Source organism: Streptomyces sp. NPDC002911, from assembly GCF_053591835.1.
This window is the reverse complement of record NZ_JBSFUO010000099.1, coordinates 1-1033: the sequence shown is the minus strand read 5'-3', so window position 1 is coordinate 1033 and position 1033 is coordinate 1. Positions and strand designations below refer to the sequence as shown.

Genomic DNA, 1033 nt, shown 5'->3' with positions numbered 1-1033 from the left:
AGAACCTGTTGTTTTTCCGGGTGTGATCGCCGGGTTTCCGCTGGTCAGGCGTAAATTCGCCCGCCCTGCAGTAGAGATGACACGTCGTGTTCTCTCTTTGGTGGAGGTGCCGGATGCCGTCGGTGATGGGGTTGATCGAGGAGCGGGAGGTCGCTGCCCGGCGGCGGGTGGAGTCGCTGCGGGGTGAGCTGGACCGGCTCGTTGCCGAGCTGGAGGAGGCGGAGGCCGCGCGGGATCGCCTTGTGATCGCGAAGGAGACGGTGGGTGAGGTGCTGTCCGAGGCCGGCGAGCCCGATGACGCGCAAGTTTCCCGGGAGGCCCGGCCGGTTGAGCCGGGTCCGGCGGTGGGCCGGGCGGTGTCCGGCTCGGTGGTGCCGGTGCGGCGGGAAGGGCTGGACGTGACGGTGCTGCCGCCGGACTATCAGCGGATCATGCATGTCCTGGCTGATCGTGAGAGGTCGGGCGAGGGGCCGGCGATCTGTCGGCAACTCGCTGACGGGTTGGGACTCGAATTGGTTCCGGCGAAGATCGAAGGGGTGCGGTCCAAGGCGAAGCGCCTGGCCGCGCGAGGCTGGCTCGTCGAGGACACACCGGGCTCCTTCAGCGTTCCTGTTTCGCGAGGCGGCGGCTCATGATCATGGTCATCGACCACAGCACCATCGCCTCGGACGTCTCGGTCCGCCTTTCGTAGTCGCGTGCCAGGCGGCGCGAGCGCATCAGCCATCCGAACGTCCGCTCGACCACCCATCTGCGGGGCAGCACCACAAAGCCCGAGGCGTCCGCGTTGCGTTTGACGACGGTGAGTGCGAGACGCAGTACCTTCGCGGCGAAGTCAACCAGGGGTCCGGTGTAGCCGCCGTCGGCCCAGACCAGCCTGAGCAGGAAGAACCGTGTCGCCAGCCGGGCCAGCAGCACCTGGGCCGCCTCCCGGTCGGTCACGTTCGCCGCGGTGACCATGACCGTCAGCAGCAGCCCCGTCGTGTCGACGACGATGTGCCGCTTACGGCCGTTGATCTTCTTCCCGCCGTCGAAA

The 1033-nt window shown here is 67.8% G+C and carries 2 protein-coding genes; one reads left to right on the top strand and one right to left on the bottom strand.

The window, feature by feature from the left end:
- Positions 1–113 precede the first annotated feature (113 nt).
- Entirely contained in the window at positions 114–635 is a 522-nt protein-coding gene (locus ACWD04_RS34035) for a hypothetical protein (RefSeq protein WP_451137593.1), read from the top strand.
- Here the strand turns inward: ACWD04_RS34035 and ACWD04_RS34030 are convergent.
- Positions 601–1033, bottom strand: a 433-nt coding sequence (locus ACWD04_RS34030; RefSeq protein WP_451137592.1) for a transposase, incomplete at its 5' end; no start/stop codon positions are given. The genes ACWD04_RS34035 and ACWD04_RS34030 overlap by 35 nt on opposite strands.

Coding starts and splice junctions, on each gene's coding strand:
- ACWD04_RS34035 (WP_451137593.1), top strand. CDS start 114: ATGCCGTCGGTGATGGGGTTGATCGAGGAGCGGGAGGTCGCTGCCCGG.